Source organism: Rhodoferax sp. GW822-FHT04A08, from assembly GCF_058801025.1.
Genome location: NZ_JBXAMW010000003.1, coordinates 446,205 through 466,368, shown reverse-complemented (window position 1 = coordinate 466,368; position 20,164 = coordinate 446,205). Strand labels below are relative to the sequence as shown.

The following is a 20,164-nucleotide window of genomic DNA, read 5'->3' as shown; positions in this document are numbered from 1 at the left end:
AGGAGTTTTTCACCATGACCAAAGCATCTTCCCTGTCCCGCAAAATGAAGCTGGGCTTCGCCGCCGCACTTGTTCTGGTTGGCGCGTCCGCCGTACAGGCGCAAACCCTCGCCCCCGGCGTATTGAAGGTGGCGATGGAAATTTCCTACCCACCCTTCGAGTCGTACGACGGTGACAAGGTGGTGGGTTTTGACCCCGAAGTGTCGGCCCTGCTGGCACGTGAAATGAAGCTCAAGCCCCAGTTTGCCGACACCAAGTTCGCCAACCTGGTGTTGGGCCTCAACGGCGGTCAGCACGACGTGGTGATCTCCGGCCTGTACGTTACGGCCGAGCGCACCGCCATTGCCGACGCCATTCCCTACGCAACCACCGGTGCGCTGATCATGGTGCCCAAGGACAGCCCCGCCCAACCCAAGACCGAGAAAGACCTGTGCGGCCTGAAGGTGGGTCTGGAAGCCGGCACCAGCTGGGTCAAGGCGCTCAAGATCTTGTCCACCGAATACTGCGCACCCAACGGCAAGCCTGCCGTGGAAGTGAGCGAGTTCCCCACGGCGCCTGAAGTCTCCCAGGCCCTGTTGTCCAAGAACGTGCAGGCCCAACTGGAAATTGCCGGTGCGGCCAAGACCTTTGTGGAACGCAGCAAGGGCCGCCTGGCCATCAGCTCGCCCGCCATCGTCTATCCCCAGACCCTGGGCATCTATGTGAAGAAGGGCAACACGGCTGTTTTCCAAGGACTGGAAAGCGCGCTGGCCGCAGTGCGCAAGAGCGGTGAATTCGGCGCGTTGCTCAAGAAGTATGAGCTGACACCCGTCGCCTCCAAGTAAACCGACCGCTTCTACACCACGGCACGCAGAGGATTCCCATGGAGTTGGACTGGACCTATTTTTTCTCACTCTTTTCCATGGGGATGTTCTGGCGTGCCTGTGTCACGGTCATCGAGCTGGGCTCGCTGTCCTGGATCATCGGCATGGTGCTGGGCTTTGTGGTGGCGAGCGCCGAGCTCTCCACCATGGCCGGGCTGCGCGCCCTGGCCAAGGTCTATGTCTGGTTCTTTCGCAGCGTGCCCTTGCTGGTGCTGCTGGTGTTTGTTTTCAATATGCCCCAGATCTTTCCTGCCAGCGGACCGGTGCTCTCGATTCCGTTCGTGTCGGGGCTGGTTTCGCTGGTCCTGACCGAAACCGCCTACATGGCCGAAATCCACCGCGGCGGCCTGCTGTCGGTGTCGCGCGGCCAGCGTGAGGCCGGGCATGCGCTGGGCCTGGGTTTTCTGGGCGTGCAGTCCCGCATCGTGGTGCCGCAGGCGCTGCGCATTGCGCTGCCTACCTTGGTGAACGAATACGTCACCGTCATCAAGCTGACCTCGCTGGTTTCCGTCATCTCTTTGCAAGAGTTGCTGATGACGGGGCAGCGCCTGTACAGCCAGAACTTCCTGGTCATGGAAACCCTGCTGGCCGTGGCGGTGTATTACGTGCTGATCGTGTCGCTGTTCGGCTCGGCCTTTCACTGGGTGGAGCGCAAGCTGGACCTGCAGCGCCGCCAGCCACCCACGCTGGATGATGCTACCTGTGCCCAGTGGCTGCAGGCGCTGGGCCCCGTGCCCGCGGCCAACGTGTCGGTGCATGTGCCCGGCCAGCCGCTGACGCTGGAGATGCGTGGCATCCACAAAAGCTATGGCACGCACAAGGTGCTGGGTGGAGTGGACCTGTGCGTGGCCGCAGGCGATGTGCTCAGCGTGATCGGTCCTTCGGGCTCCGGCAAGACCTCGCTGATCCGCACCATCAATGCCCTGGAAAAAATCGACGCGGGCGAGATCATTCTGTTTGGCGAAAGCTACATCCAGGCTGGCGACAAGCCCGACAGTGCGCGCGTGCGCAAAGGCATACGCCGTATCGGCATGGTGTTCCAGAGCTTCAACCTGTTTCCCCACCTCACCGTGCTGGGCAACATCCTGATGGCCCCGCACTACCACGGCAGCACAGACACGCAAATGGACCGCGCGGTAGCCCTGCGCCTGCTCGACAAGGTGGGGTTGCTGGCCCACGCTGAAAAATACCCGCACCAGCTCTCCGGCGGTCAGCAACAGCGTGTGGCGATTGCGCGGGCGCTGGCCCTGCAGCCCGACATCATGCTGTTCGACGAACCCACCTCGGCGCTGGACCCCGAGCTGGTGGGCGATGTGCTCAAGGTCATCCAGAGCCTGGCCAAGGAAGGCATGACCATGCTGATCGTGACGCACGAAATGGACTTTGCCCTGCAGATCTCGGACCGCATCGTCTTCATGGAAGGCGGCCGATTGCAGCTGGATATTTCCCCCGAACAACTGCGCAACCAGACCGAGCCCGATGAAACCCTGCTGCGCGTGCGCAAGTTCATGGGGCTGGACAACACAGCCAACACACCACTATGACCACTTCCCTTACCGCAACACAAGAAACCGCCCTGCGTCGCGATCTGGCAGCCGCCTACCGGCTGGCCGCGCGCTTTGGCTGGGAAGACACCATCTACACCCACTTCTCGGTGCGTCTGCCCTCAGCGGGGGGCGAAGAGCGCTTTTTGCTTAACCCCTTTGGCCTGATGTTTGGCGAGGTGCGCGCCAGCGACCTGATCGTGGTGGACGTCAAGGGCAAGATTGTTGATGGCGACGCCAAATACAACCCGGCCGGCTTCACCATCCACAGCGCGGTGCATACCGCGCGTGACGATGCACACTGCGTCATCCACACCCACACGCTGGCCGGCATGGCGGTGGCCGCCAGCGAGCGCGGTCTGCTGCAGCTCAACCAGATTTCCACCGAGTTCTACCAGGGCATTGGCTACCACCCTTACGAGGGCGTGGCCTTCAACTTGGAAGAGCGCAGCCGCATCCAGCAGGCACTGGGCAACAACATGGGCCTGATCCTGCGCCACCATGGGCTGCTCAGCGTGGGCCCTACGGTGGCCGACGCCTTCTGCGTGATGTACTACCTCAACCGTGCCTGCGAAATCCAGCTGGCCGCAGCGCAAATGGCCTGTCTGGGTGGCGGCGTGACCGAGCTGCCCGCGCACCTGAGCGCGCATGCCAGCCAGCAGTTCAAGGGCGTGCAACATGAGCGCCACGTCGTCTGGGCCGCCTGGCTGCGCCAGCTCGAACGCACCGAACCCGACTACAAGAACTAAGGCACCCATGGCTACCTTGCTTGTCTGCAGCGCGACAGACGATCTGCACACGCTGCAAACCGCCCTGGCACAGGCCGCAGCACCGGTCATGCCGGACCTGCAGGTGCGCCTCTGGCCCGAAGCGGCAGATGCCGCTGACGTGCTGGCGGTGGCCGCCTGGCATCCGCCCGCCGGCTTGCTCAACACCTTGCCGCAGTTGCAGCTCATTGCCTCCATAGGTGCCGGGGTGGAGCACATCCTGCGCCTGAGCGATCTGCCGCCGGAGGTGCCCATCAGCCGCATCGTGGATAGCCAGCAGGCACGCGGCATGGCGGAGTTCATCCTGTGGGCCACGCTGCACTTTCACCGCCAGATGGACCTGGTGCTGCAGCAGCACGCGCAGCGCATCTGGCGCATGCCGCCACAACGCGCAGCAGCCGAATGCCGCGTGGGCATCATGGGGTTGGGCGCCATGGGCGAGCAGGCTGCGCGCTGCCTGCGGGACAACGGATTCACGGTGAGCGGCTGGTCGCGCAGCAAACATGGCATTGCCGGCGTGGACACCTATGCCGGCGACGCCGAACTGAAACCCTTTCTGGCGCCGCTGGATGTGGTGGTGTGCCTGTTGCCGCTCACTGCATCCACCCACGGTATCTGCAACGCTGCGTTCTTCTCCCAGCTCAAGCCGGGTGCCGCGCTGATCAATGCGGGGCGGGGCGAGCATGTGGTCACAGGAGACTTGCTATCCGCACTCGACAGCGGCCGCCTGCGCGGCGCGGTGCTCGATACCTTTGCGCAGGAGCCCCTGTCGCCCGAAGACCCGCTGTGGAACCACCCGGCCATTCTGGTCACGCCGCACATGGCATCGGCCGCGTCAGAGTCCGAGATTGCCCGCCAGATCGTGGACAACCTGCTGCGCATCCGCAGCGGCAAAAGTCCGTTGCACACCATAGACCGCGAGCGGCGCTACTAGGCCACAGCAGCTGCGTCAGGAGCGGGGCAATTTGTCCAGCTCCTCGCGCACCAGGCGCACCACCAGCTTGTCCAGGGTCTGCACCGAGTAGTTGCGCACGTCGTGCACCGTCTCGCGACCGGGCCCGCTGGCCGGGTTGCTGGCATCGGCATAGGTCAGGAAGATGAAGCGTCCGCCGGTGTACTGCGCCATCTGGCGCTGGATGTATTCGCCCTGCTTGTTCAGCCCGCTGGCGCCCACGCTCATGATTTTGATGCCCTTGCCCAGGGCCGCCATCATGTCGTCGTCGTACTGCGGTCCGCCGTAGTCCAGGTGTGGCGGCGCATCGGCCACCAGCACCAGCAGCCGGGTGGTCTGCTCGCCGCGCCAACTGATGTGGTGCACTGCCTCGTTCAGTGCCTCGTTCATGGCTTCGGGCTCATCGCCACCACCGCCTGCCTGCAGCGCGTTGAGCACACCCTGAAAGGCGTTGACGTCGTTGGTCAGGTCGTGGCTGCGCACAAAGAATTCATCGCCCCGGTCGCGGTAGGCCACCAGGCCCAGGCACAGGTCGGGGTGGCTGGGCAGGCGGCTTACCTCGTCGATGATGCTGCGCAGGCTGCTCTTGAGCTTGTCGATCTCGTCTCCCATGGAGCCGGTGGCATCCACCAGGAACACCAGGTCCAGCCGCGCCGGCGCGGGTTGGCGAGCCTGGGTCAGGTGCACCTCGACGGCGCTTTTCTGGCCGCGCTGCAGGGTGGCCGTGGTCAGCATGCCGCCCTGGCGCACGGTGACGTCGTAGAAGCGGCTGTGGCCGGGGTCGAAGGCATCCGGGTGAATCCAGCCCTTGCCCCCGGCATCGGTGCGCAGCCAGGTGGTGGCGCCGTTGGCCGATTGCACCGCCACTTCGGCATCCGGCAAACCACGGCCTTGCGTGTCGGTCACTTCCAGCAGGTAGCGATCCCGCACATCCCGCTCCCGATGCGCTACCTGGGTGCGCTTGCGAAACGCCAGGTACTCGGCGAAGGCGGCGTTGTCATCCACCATGCCGGCGGTCACCGGGGCCGTGTTTTGTTGTACAGACTGGGCCGGCGCCACGCGCGGCTCAGCGCCAAAGAAAGGTGCTGCAGGGGCGTCCATAGCCTTACTCTCACTGCGCGCCGCGGCACCCGCGGGAGCGGCAGCCAGCGGCGCGGGGCGCGGCGTGCGCAAGGCGTCGCTCTCTGTTGCCCGCTCGGGGGCCATTTCCTTGCGCAGCATGGGGCCCATGGCAAAGGGCACGGGGCGGGGCAGGCCGTCTGACACTTCACGCGTTTCAATGCCGCGCTGGCAATGGTTGGCCGAAGGCGCTTCAAAGTTGGGGCGCATGGTGATGTGCGGTGCCTGCTGCGCCGCGGGGCGGGGCTGTGGACTGGGTGTGGGCCAGACGATGCTGGCAGCCAGGGTCAGCTGCGTGCCGACCAGGGCTTGTATCAGCAGACCGCAGACGGTTTTCTTCCAAAGTGTGTGCATGGTGTACCTCGTGGTGTGGTGGTTGAGACCAAGCTGATACGGACCAGCCGGCAGAACGGGGTTAAACAAATGCAAAATATTTTTTACATTCTTGACCCCGGCCGACTGGGCCGCGCGTACAAGCTGGTACAAACCGACCATGCAAGCGCGCCACCAGACCATGAGTGATGAGGAACTGATGCAGGCCTACTGCCGAGGCGACGCACAGGCTTTTGACGCGCTCTACGCCCGCCACGAGTCGGCGCTGTACCGCTTTGTGCGGCGCGTGCTGGGCCAGGCGCTGGCGGCGCAGGCCGATGAGGTGTTCCAGGACTGCTGGCTGCGGCTGGTCCATTCCCGCAGCAGCTTCTCAGCAGACGCCGGCAAGTGGAAGACCTGGGCCTACACCATCGCCCACAACCTGGCACTGGACCGATTGCGCACTTCGGGGCGCGAGCTCAGTGTGGATGCCGATGAAGACCTGGGCAACGACCGCCTGGAGTGGCTGCAGCACAAGCTGGACATGCACCACAGCAGCGCCGAAGACACGGCTTTCTGGCGTGCTGCCGGGCGGCAGCTGCTGCAATGCCTGGAGGCGCTGCCGCCCGCGCAGCGCGCCGTATTCCTGCAACACCATGAGGACGGCGCCACGGTGGAGGAACTGGCCCGCGCCCTCAACGCCGGCTTCGAGACGGTCAAGAGCCGGCTGCGCTATGCGCTGGCCAAGCTGCGCGGCTGCATGCAAGGCTATCTGCAGGCCTGGGAGGCGCCATGACCGAACTGCGCGACGCCCGCTTTCAAAAGGCTCTGCAATCGGCCCCGGATGCAGAGGATCGCCCAGGAGAGCAGATTGCCGAATCCATACGCGCTGCCGCTCGCAATGCCGTGGCGCAACCCACAGCCGCTGTGCCCGCGCAGGAGGCATGGTGGCGACAGGTCTGGACCGCTCTGGGCAGCCCGCGTTCACCCTGGAGCGCTGCACTGGCCACCGTGGTGCTGGGCGTGCTGATCACTGCCATGTGGGTGCACGAACCGGTGCCTGATGCCCGGCCCCCGGTCGCCCCCGCGCCCGCTCCGGCACCTGCAGTGGCACCCGCAGCAAAACCCATGGCGGCGCCCACGCCGGACTCCGCATCGGTGACAGCGACTGCACCTGCACTGCCCGCTGCAGCGGAGCCACCCGCACGTGCAGCGAAGGCGGCTCCCCCGGCGAAACCCAATGCCGAGTCGCAAGCGCCCACGTCCAACGATGCCCCGGCGCAGCAGGCGGCGTCCCGCGCGCCCGAACCCGCTGCGGCACCTGCTCCTGCCCCCGCCACCGCGCCCGTAGATGTTGCCCGCAAGGAAGCTGCGGCCGATAGCGCCAGCCGCCCGGCCGCAAACGAATCTCCCCAGGGGGCTGTGGCAGCGCGTCCCTCCGCACCCGCAGCGGCACTGTCGCAAGCGCCAGCCTCCAGGTTCGCTGCACCCGAGTCGGGCCTGGGGCCGTGGACGGCGGTAGACGTGTTGGTGGATGGCCGCAGCGCAACGCTGGATGCGCAGCAGGCCCAGGCATTGGTGCGTCAGGTGCAGAGTCTGGAAGGACGCCTGCAGCCCGAGACTTCATCATCACCAGCCACGCCGAGCTCCGCGTCCGATCTGCAGCTCACCATGCGTGTCCAGGACCGGGTCATTGCCTCCCTGACGCTGCGGGGCAACACTATGCGCTGGCAGCGCGAGCGCCGCCTGACGCTTGCTGGCACGCTGGAAGAAGCACAGGTCCAACAACTCTTGCAACTGGCCCGCGAAGCGCAGGCTGGTACCACCAACCCGAGGAGTTCCCCATGACCATTCGCGTCGTCCGCCTGGGAAGTGCACGCCACCCCGACGAGGGCACCCGTATTGGCACCGTGCGGCGCCCGCCGCGCGGCGTTCCCAAGAGTGAATTTGCAAGCCAGAACTGGTACGACGTGTGGTTCCCCAACTTGGCACCCACGCCCGAAACCATGAAGCTGGGCCAGGAAGCCGACACGCCAGCCAAATGGGCTGCTTTCGGAAAGAAGTACCGCGCCGAAATGGCAACCCCCGACGCAAGCCACGCCCTGGAACTGCTGGCGGCGCTGTCAAAGACCAGCAACTTCTCGGTAGGCTGCTATTGCGAAGACGAGCAACACTGCCACAGATCTTTCCTGCGCGTGTTGCTACAAGAGAGAGGCGCAGACGTACTGTAGGAGCTTGAGCGGGATTGCGTTTTGCGCAGGTAAAGGAGGAGCCCGCTTCAGCGGGCGGGGGACACGGAGCAAAGCGCAATCCCGCTCAGGCTCCGGTGCCCACCAGACAGGCGGCTACTTGAAGTCGTAAGTCCCAGGCAACAGGATGTTGGTATTCACGTTCTGGATGTTGGTGTGGCCGCAGAACGCCATGGTGATGTCCAGCTCCTTGTGGATGATCTGCAGCGCCTTGAGCACGCCCGCCTCACCCATGGCACCCAGCCCGTAGACCATGGCGCGGCCGATCATGGTGCCACGCGCACCCAGGGCCCAGGCCTTGAGCACGTCCTGCCCGCTGCGGATGCCGCCGTCCATCCAGACTTCGACCTTGTCGCCCACGCCCTGTGCAATTTCCGGCAGGGCCGAGATGCTGCTGGGTGCGCCGTCGAGCTGGCGGCCACCGTGGTTGCTCACCACGATGGCGTCGGCGCCGCTGGCCACCGCCAGGTGCGCATCTTCCAGGTCCTGGATGCCCTTGAGAATGAGCTTGCCGCCCCATTGCTCCTTGACCCACTTCACATCGTCCCAGGACAGGGTGGGGTCGAACTGCTCGTTGGTCCAGGAGGCCAGCGAGTTCATGTTGGTCACTTCCTTCACATGGCCCACCAGGTTGCCAAAAGTGTGGCGGCGCGTGCCTGCCATGCCTAAGCACCAGCGCGGCTTGGTCATCAGGTTGATGATGTTGGCAATGGTGGGGCGGGGCGGGGCGGTCAGGCCGTTCTTCAGGTCCTTGTGGCGCTGGCCGATCACCTGCAGATCCAGCGTGAGCACCAGGGCGCTGCAACGCGCAGCCTTGGCGCGGCCAATCATCTTCTTCATGGCTTCGCGGTCGCGCATCATGTAGAGCTGGAACCAGAACGGGCTGGACGTGTTCCGGGCAATGTCCTCGATGGAGCAGATGCTCATGGTGGACAGGGTGAAGGGAATGCCAAACTTCTCGGAGGCCTTGGCCGCCTTGATTTCACCGTCGGCGCTCTGCATGCCGCACAGGCCCACGGGCGCGATACAGACGGGCATCTTGGCGTCCACGCCTACCATCTTGGTGGCGGTGGTGCGGTTTTCCATGTTCACCGCCACGCGCTGGCGCAGCTTGATTTGCTGGAAGTCGGACTCGTTGGCGCGGTAGGTCGATTCGGTCCACGAGCCCGAGTCTGCGTAGTCGTAGAACATGCGCGGCACGCGCTTTTCTGCCAGTACGCGCAGGTCTTCAATGGTAGTGATAACGGTCATGTCAGGTTCTCTGAAAGTTCAAACTGGGCGTGATGTTACGGGGCGGCGGAGGCGATTGCCTTGAAATCCGCCTTTGGGGTGCTGAAATTAATTTGCTTGCCAGCGGTGCCACGCACTCCGGCGCCCCGCACTTCGAGCCGGATGGAGTCCAACAGGTCTCCGCGGGCGTTCACCAGTTGCACCACATGGCGCCCTGGCCAGGGCAGCCACTGCACCGATGGCCCCTGGGCAAATTCCTTGCCATCCATGCGCCAGCGCAATGCCTGCCCTTCGGCGCTGAAGGTCAGCCGCTGCCGGTTGGGCGGAATGTCGGGGTCCAGTGCGATGATGGTGCCATTGGTGGGGGCGGTAATGCGCCCACCCGTGGCCGCCTTGCCCTGCTCGGGCGACGTGCGCATGGCAAACAGGCTTTGCTGGGTGCCCTGCAAGAACCATTCGCTGCGTGGCGCTTCTGTGGCGGACGATGCACCCGCAGCCGCTGCAAAGCGCACCGCCTGCTGCACCACACCCACAGGCGCGCGGGGCGCGTGGCTGGGCAGCGTCTGGTGCAGATAGGCCATTACCGCAGCCCAGACCGGCGCAGCGCCTGTGGTGCCGCTCACGTCCCACATCGGCGCACCACTGGCATTGCCCACCCATACGCCCACGGTGTAGCGCTCTGAGTAGCCCACGGCCCAGTTGTCGCGCATGTCCTTGCTGGTGCCGGTCTTGACTGCCGTCCAGAAGCGCGTGGCCAGCACGCTGTCGGTGCCAAAGGTGCGGGCACGCGCATTGGTGTCGGAGAGGATGTCGCCCACGATGAAGGCGGCACGCGCATCCAGCACGGTGCGCGAGGGCGGCGGCGTGGTGGATGCAGTGAGTGTGGTGGGGCCGAAGCGCCCGCCATTGGCCAGTGTGCGGTAGGCGTTGGTCAGCTGCAGCAGCGAGACTTCGGCACTGCCCAGTGCCAGGCTGTAGCCGTAGTAGTCCCCGGTTTCCTTGAGCGCAAAGCCCAGCGCCTTGAGCTGCTGGTGAAACGCATCAGGCGACACCATCACCAGCGTGCGTACGGCGGGCACGTTGAGCGACGCGCCCAGTGCGGTGCGCACCGACACCCAGCCTTTGAAGTGATGGTCATAGTTCTGCGGAATATAGAGCCCGCCAGACGTCTGTATCTGCGTGCCCGAATCTTCCAGCAGCGACGCCGCCGTGATGCGTTGCTCGGCCAGTGCTTGCGCGTACAGGAAGGGTTTGAGCGTAGAGCCGGGCTGGCGCAGGGCGGTCACACCGTCGACCTCCGCCGCATTGCTGAGTTCACCCGAGGAGCCGACCCAGGCCAACACGTCGCCGCTGGCGTTGTCCAACACCACGATGGCACCGTCCTCCACATGGCGCCCCTGCAGCTCGCGCAACTGGCGCTGCAAGGTCTGCACGGCAAAGCGCTGCAACGATGCGCTCAGTGTGGTGGTGATGCGCGTGGGCGTACCTGTGGACCTGCCACTGAGCTGGCGCAGTGCCACCTGCGCCGCGTGCGGTGCCACGCCCGCGCTGGCGGCAAAGTCGCGCCGTTGCAGCGCAGCCTGGGCATAGATATCCATGCCTTCACAGTCGCTGCTCTTGGCAGAGGTTTCGATCAGCTGCAGCACATTGCAGGCACGCTGCGCCACCTGGGCCGGCTTGGCATTGGGCGCACGCACCAGGGCGGCGGCCACTGCCGCTTCGCGGTTGTCCAGGCCGTGCGGCGCCTTGCCGAACAGGGTTTGGCTCAGCGCATCCAGCCCGACGAGTTCGCCGCGGAAGGGCACGAGGTTGAGGTAGGCCTCCAGCACTTGGTCCTTGCGCCAGCGGGTTTCCAGCATTTGGGCGGAAACGGTCTGCCCGATCTTCTGCACCACGCTGCGCCCGCCCGCACCGCGCTTGAGGTCGTCGTCGAGCAGGCCGGCCAGCTGCATGGTGATGGTGGAGGCACCGCGCGTTTTGTTGTTCCACAGATTGCCCCAAGCCGCCGCCGACACGGCCTTCCAGTCCACGCCGCTGTGTTCGTAGAATCGTTTGTCCTCGCTCAGGACCAGTGCGGTGCGCAGGGCCGGGGAGACGTCCTGCAGCGCGGTCCATTGGCCTTTGCGCACGGTGGTGTCGGTACGCATGCGTTGCAGTACTTCGCCGTGGCGGTCCAGGATCAGGGTGTCGGAGGGGCGGTAGGACTGTTTCACCTCGTCGAAGGTGGGGAGGGCGTGGGCTGGGGTTGCTGTTTTGAGTAGTGCCAATGCCACTAGCGCTATGGGCCAAACCGTGGTGGGGACGTGATGGGCAAGGCACCGGGCCTCATCTGTCCTGCGGCCAGAAAATCGGCCCAATGCCTTGCCCATCACGCCCCTGCCAACAGTGCTGGCACGCGACATAAGGCGATCCAACAGCGCTGGAAGGACGCGGGGTGGGTGGGGGTTGCAGCCGATTTTCTGGCCGCAGGACAGATGAGGCCGCAGCCCCCACCCACCCCACGTCCCACCACCACCCAAGAGCGCCACGGTCACTTTCCGGCCCCCACCACAACCCGCGCATTCGGAAACTCGCCAAACATCTCCGGCGCATACATGGCCTCCACGCGCGATGGCGGCAGCGCGAAGTTGCCGGCGTTGTTCAGCCGCACCGTGTATTCCATCTTCACCACGCCCTTGGGCAGGTACTGGTAGTAACTGCGGAAGGACTCGAAGCTGCGCTCCTCGAAGGCGGCCCAGCCGTAGCCCTGACGCTTCTCACCTTGCGTGGCAATCTCGGAATCACGGCCCAGGCCGCTGCCCAGGATGGTGGCGCCGCCCGGTACCGGGTCGGTGATGGCGACCCAGGTCATGTCGGCGGAGGCGTTCACTTCCAGTGTGATGCGCAGCACGTCGCCACGGGTGTAGCTGCCCGGCGGCAGGCTCTTGTCGGCCTGCTCGATGGGGGTGATGGTCTTCTTGATCTGGTAGCCCGCGTTGAACAGTTCCTTGAGTTGCACTGCCGCCAGCGACTGCAGCGTGAGCCAGGGTTTGCCGGCGCCCTGGTGGGTCACGCTGAGCGTGTCCTTGCCGGCCTTGCTCCAGGGCAGGAACATGCTGTTGTTACGCAGGTTGCCCGGCGCAGCAGGCGCGCCGAAGAAGGTGGTCTGGTGCGCGGCGCCGGAGGCGTCGGTGGTCTTGATGCGCTCCACCTTGCTCCAGTCCACTGCCGCGCTGTTGCCACCCATGCTGGCGCGGGTGCTACCCGCCACGGGTGTGGCCTCGAACTTGGCCGAGAACTTCTCCAGTGCCAGGCCGCCCCACAGGTTGGCGGTGGTGGTGTGCCATGCGCCGCTTTGCTGGCGGCTGATGAAGCCGTTGGCCAGGCGGCCCATGTCGTCCTTCCAGGCCGGGTTGTCCATCACGGCCAGGATCAGGCGGGCGCTGTTGACGTCGCCGTTCTGCATCAGCCACCACCAGTAGTCGTCGCGCTCGGAGCTGAAGACCATCTTGGTGCCCTGGTAGCTGATGCGGCTGCGCAGAATCTGCGTGGCTTCTGCGATGCGCTTGTCGCGCTCGGGCACGTCCTGCACGCGGGTCAGGATGTTGAGCCAGTCAATCACCGCATGCGTGGGCCATTGGTTGGGCGCGATGGTGATGCTGCCCAGCAGCTTGCCCTGGGCGCGGCCATAGCGCGAGAGGGCCTCGATGGCGGCGAGCTTGCGGATGTCCAGGTCCTTGCGCGGGCTCCAGAAGTCGCGCTGGATGCGTCCTTCCACAAACGCGATCAGGCCGCGCTCCATGGGGGCGCGTTGCTCATCGCTCAGGGCGAAGGCCGGGTTGATGCCCGAGGCTTCGTGCGTGGCGGCCAGCACGTAGGCAGTGAGCGTGTCGCTGCCGTGGTTGCTTTCGCCTTCACGCGGCGGGAAGTAGTTGGCCAGGCCGTCGCTGTCAAGGTGGCTGGGAATCTGCGCGGCCACGCTCTGCCACAGCTTGCCGTCGCGCAGGCCTATCGCCTTGCTGGTCTTCTGCTCCAGGCAGAGGAAGGGGTAGTTGGCAAACCAGTCGCGCACGCCCGGCAGGCCTTCGGCCAGCTTAGGCTGCAGAGCCATCTTCAGTCCGCCGCGGCCGGGCAGGGCATCAGCAGGCGGGTTGACCTCCAGGCTGAGTGGGCCGTCGAGCTGCACCAGTGTGGCCTGCTGCACCGTCAGCGGCACGGCGGGAACGATGCGCTGGCTGGCCTTGAGCGCGTCGCGTGCGCCGCTGATCGTGTCCTTGGCTTCGATCTCCCACAGGATGGACTCGAACCGGCTGAGTGCGAGCTGCGCGGGGGCCGTTACGTTCCAGGCGACTTCGCGCGCGTCGCCCGCGGGGATGTCCACGGTTTGCGGTGGCAATGTGAGCAGCGTGGCGCGCGGCGTCACCACCACTTTCATGGCCTGCTTGGTGGTGTTGCGCAGGGTGAGCTGGGCGCGGTACTGGTCGTCCGCGCGCACCAGGGGCGGCAGGCCGCTGATGATCTGCAGGTCCTGCGTGGCGCGTATGGAAGTGGAGCCGGTGCCAAACAGCCCGGTGGACGCATCGGCCACGGCCACGATCTTGAAGCTGGTGAGCGCGTCGTTCAGCGGCACGGTCACGCTGGCACTGCCGTTGGCGTCGAGCTGCACGCGCGGGTTCCACAGCAGCAGCGTGTCCAGCAGTTCACGCGCACCGCTGTGGCCGCCACCACCGCCTGCTGGAACGGCCTTGCGGCCATAGTGCCTGCGGCCAATGATTTCCATCTGGGCGGTGGACGTCTCCACGCCCCAGGCGCGGCGCTGCAGCATGGCGTCGAGCAGGTTCCAGCTGTCATTGGGCATGAGCTCCAGCAAGGCCTGGTCCACGGCTGCCAGTGCCACTTCGGCATTGGCAGCCGGTTGGCCGTTGGGCAGTTTGACCTGGATCTGCACCTGCGCCTTGCCGCGCACCGGGTAGCTCTCCTTGTCGGCCTTGACGCTCGCATCCAGCTGGTGCCCCTTGGTGCCCACGCGGATTTCGGCCACGCCCAGGCGGAAGGCGGGCTTGCTCAGGTCCACCAGGGCGGTGGGGGCCACGTATTCGCGGCCCTCGTACCAGAAGGAGGTCCACCACTCGCGCGGCGCCTTGTAGCCCCAACTGAAGAAGCTGTACCACGGCACTTCGCGCAGGCGACCGCGCAGGGCCAGCACGCTCACGTACACATTGGGGCCCCAGCCTTCCTGCACCTTGAGCTGCACGGTCGGGTCCTGGCCGTTGAGCTGCACCACCTGCGTATCGAGCACGCCCTCGCGCTCCACCGTCAGCAGCGCGGTGGCAAAGCGGAAGGGCATGCGCACCTGGAACGTGGCGGTTTCGCCGGGCTGGTAGCTTTTCTTCTCGGGCAGCAGGTCGATGCGGTCGTTGTTTTCGCCGCCAAACCAGAGCTCGCCTTGCTTGGTGACATACACCGAGCTGGCGGCCTGGATGCTGTTGCCGCTGCTGTCCTTGGCGGTGACAACCAGCTCCACTTCACCGGGCTCGTTCAGCGCGGTGTCGCACAGCAGCAGGCCACGGTTGTCGCTCTTGCCTGAGCACACGGTGCCCAGTTCCTTCACGCTGGTCTTGTTGTCGTAGGTGTAGAAGCCACCCACCATGCGCTTGCGTGTGGTGGTGACGATGCGCGCCGTGGCCTTCACGTCCAGTGGCACGCCTTCCTTGGGTTTGCCGGCCAAGTCCAGCGCCAGGGCCTGGAACTTGATGGTCTTGCCACTCGACACCCAGCCCTCGGTCTTGATGCCAGCCACCACCGCCGCGGGCCAGATCGTGCGGGTGCTGCGTAGGGTCTGCACTTCGCCGTTGGGGTCTGAGTAGGTGGCTTCCAGCAGCAGGTCTTGCGGCTGTTTGCTCAAGGGCACATCGGGCACGGTGGTCTTGCCCGTGCCGTTCGTGTCCAGGGTGAGCGGCAGCTTGTCGGCGATCACGCGCGAGTCGGTGTTGCTGCTCTCGGTCTCTTCGTCCCCTGCGGACACGGCTTCGGTCTTGCCGCGCGGCGGCTGGAAGCTGAAGGCGTCAAAGTCCGGAAAGTTCAGCCACTTGCTGCGCACCAGGGCCGACACGCGCACCGGCAAGCGGGCAGCTGGGCCACCGGACACGTAATTGACCTGCACGTCCACTGGCACGCTCTGGGTGTGCACCAGCTGCTCCTTGCTGCTGGGGCTAATGCGCCCCTCCAGCACCGGCAGGCGGAACTCCTCCACGCGGAACTGGCCGGTGTAGAAGCTACGGTCGTTGCCGGTGGCGCGCAGCTCGACGCTGTACACGCCCAGCTTGGCCGCCTGCGGAATGGCAAAGCTGCTCTCGGCACTCAGCCCGCCGGTAGCGGTCTTGCGCCAGGTCAGGGGCTGGGTGTATTGCTGGCCACTGCCTTCGTGGGTGATGACCAGGGTGCTGGGCTGGCGCTCGGGCAGGCCAAAGCCCTTGCCGGTTTCGGTGCGCAGGATGTGCTTCATGGACACGGTCTCGCCCGCGCGCAGCAGGCTGCGGTCCAGGATGCTGTGGGCGCGCTCATCCGGGCGCGGATCGCGGTTGGTGGGCAGGTTGAAGCGCCAGGGCTCTATGCCACGGTTCCAGTCGCTCCAGGTGAAGGCGAGGTCTTGCACCGTGCCCTTGCCATCGCCCGACGGCTGCACTGCGCGGGCGCTGATGAAAAAGGCCTGGCTGTAGCTGTCATCGCTATGGCAGCCGGGCGCTACCGAAGGAACACCTGCAAGCTGGGCCACGCCTTGCGCGTCGGTAGTGCCGCTGGCGACTTCGCGCCCTCTGCAGTCGGACACGCGCACGGTGGCGTTGACCACGGGCTTGCCCTTGTCCAGGGTGGTGACCCAGGCCAGCGCGTTCTCGCGCCCCAGCTTGAAGTGCACACCCAGATTGGTCACCAATACCGAGGTGCGGACATACATGGTGCGGCCATTGCCATAGCGCTCGTCCAGCAGCGACGTGCCCAGCTTCTGCGAAGCAATCTCCACCACATGGAAGCCCGCGTCCAGCGGAATGCCCACCACCTCGAACGGGCGCGGGTCGTTGCTGGCGCTCTTGGGCAGGTCCAGCGTCTTCACCTGGCTGTGGCCTTGCAGCAGCGAGACCATGCGCGTCTGCACCCAGCCGCGGTCGGTGTCACTGATGGAGGGCGCCAAGGGAAGTTTGGAGTCGGCAGCGGCCATGGAGCGCGGCACCATGGCGTTGTCATAGCGTTGGATCTTCTGGTACCAGGCGATGATTTCTGCGTCGGTGCCAGGCTTGTAGTCACTGACCTTGCCCTTGCTCTTTTCTTGCACGGCCTTGGGCGAAGGTGCCAGCTGCGCCGCATCCAGCCCTTGCACTTTCAGCGCCGCCTCCACATTGCGCAGGGTCACCGGCAGCATCGCCACACCATCGGGTTCGGCAAAGCGCTCCACGATGCCAAAGGGCGCTGCCGCAAACTTGGCCAGCGGCGGCATGGCACCCGTGGCCACCTTCAGCGGAAAGTTCGCTGCATTGCGCAGGCTGCGCCCGCTGGCGTCCTTGAACTCTTTGGGCAGCTCCAGGCTGAACTGCGTGAGCTCGGGCAACACGCCACCAAAGCGGATGCTGCTCACCACATGCTCGTCGCCTTCGTCTCCGTTGTCGTTGTCGAACTGCGGCTTGAGCGTTTCCTTGGCTGAGACCAGGCGAATGCCCTCCAGCAGCTTCTTGGGCACGGGCGCATTGAAGCTCAGCGTCATGGGGCGGATCGGCAGGCAGGCACTCTGGGCGCTTTCGCGCTCGCAACTGAAGCTGGCGTCAAACGGCTCGCGCACCTGGAAGGTGAAGCGCTTCTCCACGCTATTGGCAATGCCGCTGGGTGTGGCCACGCCTTTCTCATACACCAGTTGCACAGAGGCGCCCGAACTGAAACGGCGGTTGCAGGCCAGGGCCACAAAGGACAGCGGGCTCTTCTTGGCCGCCTGCTCCCAACCCTGCGCCTTGAGCAGGGCGTCGCGGTCCTTGCCGTCCAGCAGCCGTACGGCCACGCGCTCCCCCAGGCCATCCACCCTGCAGCTGACATGCGCCTGCACGCTGGCAGTGGTGGCTTCGCCTGAGAGGCGCAAGGCGAAGAACTGTTCCTCATCGATGCGCGCGCCCTCGTACGGGCGCATGGCCTGCACAAACGGACCGCCGGTATTGAAGCGGTAGCTGGCAGGCCCAGTTAGCGTTGTGCCCTTGGCCGACTTGAGGTCTGACTTGACCTGCACCGTGCAGGACACGCCGGGCGGCAAGTCATTCTCGAATTCAAAAGCCCAGGACCGGTCGGTCACCCAACGCCCCGTGCCCTTGCTGGCCTGCGCGTCGCTGCACCGCAGCGTCAGCGGCGCCTCTGCCTTGGGGTCTCCAAAGGCTGCGGCGCTTTCGTCAAACTGGGCCACCACCTGACGTACCCGCGCAATTTCGCCTTGCGGCGAGAGGCTGGTGATCTGGAAGGCGTGGGCGGTGAGGGCGGCCAGTGCCAGGCCGCAGCTGAGGAGGGTGGTTTTTGTTGTCATGGCTGGGCGGTGTAAAAGCCAATTTATAAACCAGCGACCGTGGCGTGCCTATGACTTGGGCCATCGGTTCGTCAATCTATGGGCAGTGCTTGACTTCTCGAAGGGTTTTCCACCACAAGGTCACTTGCATGACTTCAGCGGGGGCCACCGCTGTATCCAGCGTTCCAGTCACTTCATACAGTCGGCGCTTTGTGTTTGTACCAATGGGGACCTCGGGTCTGGGCATGATCTGGATTTTTCGGAGGGAACTTTGCTCCGAACCGTATTGGACCTTCACAATTTTTTTCAGGACCACAAACCATGCGTCAAATTTGCTGTCATGGCGAGGGTCTTCACCGAAATTGGGTGGGCCCCAATGGCGTTCCTTGAGAAGCGTGCCACACAGGCTGATCGACGCCACACCATCTGCAACGATCGGTGTGGCTTCAGCGCTGGTGCCTAAGGCTGTAGCTACCAAAATGGAGGCTATTGCCGCATTGATTCGTGACATTCGCGTTGTTCCTACTTCTTGGGTATCTGAACTACCGTCCCGACGATCCAGCCTTCCTGGCGCCTGATGGCCGAGCCTACAGCGGTCAACTGCGACGCGGTAAGGTCCTTCAGGTTTGTCTTGGAATCAATGCCAGTCCACTCGGTGATGCGTTTTGAATAGGTCACTGGATCATTGCTGTCGGACGCCGGTGCCCAGGCATCAATTGCTTTTGCAACTGAAAGCGCTTGGTATCTCTCTGTTTTTAAATTTGCAAGTAGCGCTTCAAAGCCGAATTTTTCGCTCTTGAACACTGCGAATCCTCCGCTGCTACCTATGGCGGGATAGCCGTCAATTCCAGCACGCATATTGCCAGGATTGTTGTTGCGCCAAGCCATGCTGCCACCCTTGCGTACTTCCTTGTGACCGTCAGCATAAGTAATTGTCACCTGTCCATGTTCACTGGAAGCGGAAATGCCTTCAACGTCGACTTGAGGCCTCGCAGGAGGAACTTCTCCGCGGGTTTCCACATCATCGTCAGCCCAGGCACTTGGCTTGCTTGTCGTAACCGCCTTGGCAACAAGCGTGGGCGGAACGGGGCAGTTGCACAGCACGATGTCGCCTTCCAGTGCAACTTCTTGGCCACGGTAATTCAGGCGACTGGGGCCACCCGCCTTGGCGATAGCGCCCGTGCTGTTGCAGGTGTCGCAGTGCACCTTGCCATTGATGTAGGCAAAGGACACGCCTTTGCGCGTGTCCAGATTGTGGTTGTGGGGTAGTACAGCGCCTCCGGTGCTAAGTGGGTCGCCAACGACGACCAAGTTGCGCCTTGCCATATCAAGCGCTCCAACGGGAGTTGAACGAGGTGTGCGCGTACCGCAAGCTCGCCGACTTTTTGTCTATATCAAACACAAGACTCTCCTGAAAAGTGAAAGAGGCATGACTGTGCCGGTGAATCGTTGATGAGACGGTTTTAATTGTTTGAGGGTGGACTGTCTGGCCTATTTGCTGGATGTGCGCTGCAAGACGCTCGCTTCGCGTAGCGCTTGCTTATGCGTGGTTGGTGTTCATGCTGTTCGTTGAACAACGTGGACAAGTACGCGCTGTGAAGGGGGTTACAAGGGGAAAGAACTGCGCAATCGGGCCGATTTGCTGCAAACTGCAGGGATGAACAACCAAAACCTGATTCTCAAACAACGCAACGCGCAAGGCGTGGTGCGCGCTAGTGAGAATCAGGTTTTCCACAGCCTCGTTAGGCTGTTATAGAAAGGACTTTTTTGAATGACTTTATTCCGTGGTGGTTGTCTATGTGGGGCAGTGCGATATGAAACGACCTCTGAACCTTTGAATCAGAGGGTATGTCACTGCAGGGTTTGTCAAAAAGCTATTGGCGCTGCTTTCAATGCTCGCGTACTTATGCGCATCGAACATGTGGAAATCTCTGGCCCCATCAGCACATTCCACTCTTCAGAAACGCTAGAGCGCGGCTCTTGTTCGCGTTGCGGCACCAGCGTTTTCTCGCGGCGTGTTTCTGCTGGAGTCATGGGCCTGACAGCCGGTAGCCTGGACGATCCGTCACAGTTCAAACCTGACATGCATTTTTGGGTATCTTCAAAACAACCTTGGCTAGAAATCACAGACGACCTGCCTCAGTATCCAGAAGGCCCGCCAACTTCAGGGTATACGCCATGAGTATTTTCGGTAGTTGGTCCAACCATACATCCGACCTCGATTGGTCCGAGCTTGAGACGCTGTACCGGCTGACGCCGCTTGGCAACAAGAACGCGGAGATGCTGAAGACGGTGTTTGAGAACAGCCGATTCAAGTGGCTGGTGCGCGATCAGGGAAGACTTGTTGCAGCTGGCCGGGCTTTGGCTGATGGCGCCGACTGTTCCTACATCTGCGATGTGGCCGTGCTTCCTGCGTACCAGGGAACCGGGCTTGGCAAGGAGGTCGTCTCCCGTCTGGTTGAAGACTCCAGGCAGCACAAGAAAATCATCCTTTACTCGGTCCCGGGCAAGGAAGGTTTCTATCGCAAGCTGGGGTTTCTGCGCCTGCTGACTGCGATGGCCATCTTTCAGGACCGAGACGCCGCCATCCAGCGTGGACATCTTGGTGAGGTGTAA

15 protein-coding genes are annotated in these 20,164 nt (G+C 63.9%); 9 read left to right on the top strand and 6 right to left on the bottom strand.

What is annotated here, in order from left to right; genetic code table 11:
* Positions 1–14 precede the first annotated feature (14 nt).
* Genes AC1RMF_RS09380 through AC1RMF_RS09365 form a run of 4 tightly spaced genes read left to right on the top strand, consistent with a single transcriptional unit; the run spans position 15 to position 4,108 of the window.
* Positions 15–824, top strand: coding sequence for a transporter substrate-binding domain-containing protein (locus tag AC1RMF_RS09380; protein ID WP_493141239.1), 810 nt, complete (start codon positions 15–17; stop codon positions 822–824).
* Positions 825–862: 38 nt separating this feature from the next.
* Positions 863–2,407: an amino acid ABC transporter permease/ATP-binding protein gene (locus tag AC1RMF_RS09375; protein WP_493141238.1), complete on the top strand. Its 1,545-nt coding sequence runs from the start codon at positions 863–865 to the stop codon at positions 2,405–2,407.
* A complete protein-coding gene (locus AC1RMF_RS09370) occupies positions 2,404–3,156 on the top strand; it encodes a class II aldolase/adducin family protein (RefSeq protein WP_493141237.1) in 753 nt (250 codons plus the stop codon). The genes AC1RMF_RS09375 and AC1RMF_RS09370 overlap by 4 nt, the downstream gene beginning before the upstream one ends.
* Before the next feature lie 7 nt (positions 3,157–3,163).
* Positions 3,164–4,108: a 2-hydroxyacid dehydrogenase gene (locus AC1RMF_RS09365; RefSeq protein ID WP_493141236.1), complete on the top strand. Its 945-nt coding sequence runs from the start codon at positions 3,164–3,166 to the stop codon at positions 4,106–4,108.
* Between the two features lie 15 nt (positions 4,109–4,123).
* Here the strand turns inward: AC1RMF_RS09365 and AC1RMF_RS09360 are convergent, their stop codons facing one another.
* On the bottom strand, positions 4,124–5,599 hold the full coding sequence (locus tag AC1RMF_RS09360) for a vWA domain-containing protein (protein WP_493141235.1): 1,476 nt from the start codon (positions 5,597–5,599) through the stop codon (positions 4,124–4,126).
* Between the two features lie 139 nt (positions 5,600–5,738).
* Here AC1RMF_RS09360 and AC1RMF_RS09355 point away from each other — a divergent pair, with 139 nt between their 5' ends.
* From AC1RMF_RS09355 to AC1RMF_RS09345, 3 genes are read left to right on the top strand one after another with little or no spacing between them, the layout of a single operon-like run.
* Positions 5,739–6,353, top strand: coding sequence for a sigma-70 family RNA polymerase sigma factor (locus AC1RMF_RS09355; protein ID WP_493141234.1), 615 nt, complete (start codon positions 5,739–5,741; stop codon positions 6,351–6,353).
* Positions 6,350–7,405 carry a hypothetical protein gene (locus tag AC1RMF_RS09350; RefSeq protein WP_493141233.1) on the top strand — a complete coding sequence of 352 codons (1,056 nt, stop codon included), beginning with the start codon at positions 6,350–6,352 and terminating at the stop codon, positions 7,403–7,405. The genes AC1RMF_RS09355 and AC1RMF_RS09350 overlap by 4 nt, the downstream gene beginning before the upstream one ends.
* On the top strand, positions 7,402–7,788 hold the full coding sequence (locus tag AC1RMF_RS09345; RefSeq protein WP_493141232.1) for a DUF488 domain-containing protein: 387 nt from the start codon (positions 7,402–7,404) through the stop codon (positions 7,786–7,788). The genes AC1RMF_RS09350 and AC1RMF_RS09345 overlap by 4 nt, the downstream gene beginning before the upstream one ends.
* A gap of 114 nt (positions 7,789–7,902) precedes the next feature.
* Here AC1RMF_RS09345 and AC1RMF_RS09340 read toward each other — a convergent pair whose 3' ends face one another.
* The 5 genes from AC1RMF_RS09340 to AC1RMF_RS09320 form a co-directional block, all read right to left on the bottom strand.
* Positions 7,903–9,057, bottom strand: a complete 1,155-nt coding sequence (locus AC1RMF_RS09340) for an alpha-hydroxy acid oxidase (RefSeq protein WP_493141231.1) — start codon at positions 9,055–9,057, stop codon at positions 7,903–7,905.
* A gap of 35 nt (positions 9,058–9,092) precedes the next feature.
* The gene (pbpC, locus tag AC1RMF_RS09335; RefSeq protein ID WP_493141230.1) at positions 9,093–11,249 is read right to left on the bottom strand and encodes a penicillin-binding protein 1C; all 2,157 of its coding nucleotides are present in this window, start codon (positions 11,247–11,249) and stop codon (positions 9,093–9,095) included.
* A gap of 317 nt (positions 11,250–11,566) precedes the next feature.
* Positions 11,567–17,569 (bottom strand): alpha-2-macroglobulin family protein, encoded by a 6,003-nt coding sequence (locus AC1RMF_RS09330; protein ID WP_493141229.1) that lies wholly within the window; start codon positions 17,567–17,569, stop codon positions 11,567–11,569.
* 76 nt (positions 17,570–17,645) lie between these two features.
* Positions 17,646–18,059, bottom strand: coding sequence for a hypothetical protein (locus AC1RMF_RS09325; protein ID WP_342616845.1), 414 nt, complete (start codon positions 18,057–18,059; stop codon positions 17,646–17,648).
* Between the two features lie 11 nt (positions 18,060–18,070).
* Positions 18,071–18,874 (bottom strand): PAAR domain-containing protein, encoded by an 804-nt coding sequence (locus tag AC1RMF_RS09320; protein ID WP_493141228.1) that lies wholly within the window; start codon positions 18,872–18,874, stop codon positions 18,071–18,073.
* 445 nt (positions 18,875–19,319) lie between these two features.
* Between AC1RMF_RS09320 and AC1RMF_RS09315 the strand changes: the two genes are divergently transcribed.
* The gene (locus tag AC1RMF_RS09315) at positions 19,320–19,730 is read left to right on the top strand and encodes a GFA family protein (protein ID WP_446737911.1); all 411 of its coding nucleotides are present in this window, start codon (positions 19,320–19,322) and stop codon (positions 19,728–19,730) included.
* Positions 19,727–20,164 carry a GNAT family N-acetyltransferase gene (locus tag AC1RMF_RS09310; RefSeq protein ID WP_342616847.1) on the top strand — a complete coding sequence of 146 codons (438 nt, stop codon included), beginning with the start codon at positions 19,727–19,729 and terminating at the stop codon, positions 20,162–20,164. Before AC1RMF_RS09315 ends, AC1RMF_RS09310 begins: the two co-directional genes overlap by 4 nt.

Coding starts and splice junctions, on each gene's coding strand:
- AC1RMF_RS09350 (WP_493141233.1), top strand. CDS start 6,350: ATGACCGAACTGCGCGACGCCCGCTTTCAAAAGGCTCTGCAATCGGCC.
- AC1RMF_RS09370 (WP_493141237.1), top strand. CDS start 2,404: ATGACCACTTCCCTTACCGCAACACAAGAAACCGCCCTGCGTCGCGAT.
- AC1RMF_RS09380 (WP_493141239.1), top strand. CDS start 15: ATGACCAAAGCATCTTCCCTGTCCCGCAAAATGAAGCTGGGCTTCGCC.
- AC1RMF_RS09310 (WP_342616847.1), top strand. CDS start 19,727: ATGAGTATTTTCGGTAGTTGGTCCAACCATACATCCGACCTCGATTGG.
- AC1RMF_RS09365 (WP_493141236.1), top strand. CDS start 3,164: ATGGCTACCTTGCTTGTCTGCAGCGCGACAGACGATCTGCACACGCTG.
- AC1RMF_RS09375 (WP_493141238.1), top strand. CDS start 863: ATGGAGTTGGACTGGACCTATTTTTTCTCACTCTTTTCCATGGGGATG.
- AC1RMF_RS09330 (WP_493141229.1), bottom strand. CDS start 17,569: ATGACAACAAAAACCACCCTCCTCAGCTGCGGCCTGGCACTGGCCGCC.
- AC1RMF_RS09345 (WP_493141232.1), top strand. CDS start 7,402: ATGACCATTCGCGTCGTCCGCCTGGGAAGTGCACGCCACCCCGACGAG.
- AC1RMF_RS09325 (WP_342616845.1), bottom strand. CDS start 18,059: ATGTCACGAATCAATGCGGCAATAGCCTCCATTTTGGTAGCTACAGCC.
- AC1RMF_RS09360 (WP_493141235.1), bottom strand. CDS start 5,599: ATGCACACACTTTGGAAGAAAACCGTCTGCGGTCTGCTGATACAAGCC.
- AC1RMF_RS09315 (WP_446737911.1), top strand. CDS start 19,320: ATGACTTTATTCCGTGGTGGTTGTCTATGTGGGGCAGTGCGATATGAA.
- AC1RMF_RS09355 (WP_493141234.1), top strand. CDS start 5,739: ATGCAAGCGCGCCACCAGACCATGAGTGATGAGGAACTGATGCAGGCC.
- AC1RMF_RS09340 (WP_493141231.1), bottom strand. CDS start 9,057: ATGACCGTTATCACTACCATTGAAGACCTGCGCGTACTGGCAGAAAAG.
- AC1RMF_RS09320 (WP_493141228.1), bottom strand. CDS start 18,874: ATGGCAAGGCGCAACTTGGTCGTCGTTGGCGACCCACTTAGCACCGGA.